The organism is Bradyrhizobium sp. Leo78, assembly GCF_059512425.1.
This window is the reverse complement of sequence record NZ_JCAMOT010000291.1, coordinates 1-371: the sequence shown is the minus strand read 5'-3', so window position 1 is coordinate 371 and position 371 is coordinate 1. Positions and strand designations below refer to the sequence as shown.

1 protein-coding gene is annotated in these 371 nt (G+C 63.9%); it reads left to right on the top strand.

The features are described 5' to 3' along the window. The coding region (locus tag AC5ZG1_RS44745; protein ID WP_496136622.1) for a glucosamine kinase nucleotide-binding domain-containing protein at positions 1–371 on the top strand (371 nt) is incomplete at both ends.

Genomic DNA, 371 nt, shown 5'->3' with positions numbered 1-371 from the left:
GACCAGGCAAGCGGCGCTCGCCTGGGCCGCGACCTGATGGAACGATCGCTGCTCGCCCATGACGGCGTGCGCCCGGCATCGCCGATGACTGAGGCGATCCTGGCGGAATATGGCGATGATCCCGAGCGCATCGTCGAATTTGCGCATTCGGCAAGACCGACGGATTTTGCCCGTTATGCGCCTGTCGTCTTCGAACATGCAACGAGCGGCGATGCGGTCGCGGTCGGCATCGTCACGGACGCGGCAACGGCGATCGGCGAAAGCCTTGAAGCGCTGCTCTGGCCCGGATGCCCGTCAATTTGCCTGCTTGGCGGCCTTGCGGAAGCCTATGAGCCCTGGCTTTCCCAACGCTACAGACAGCTGCTTGCCAA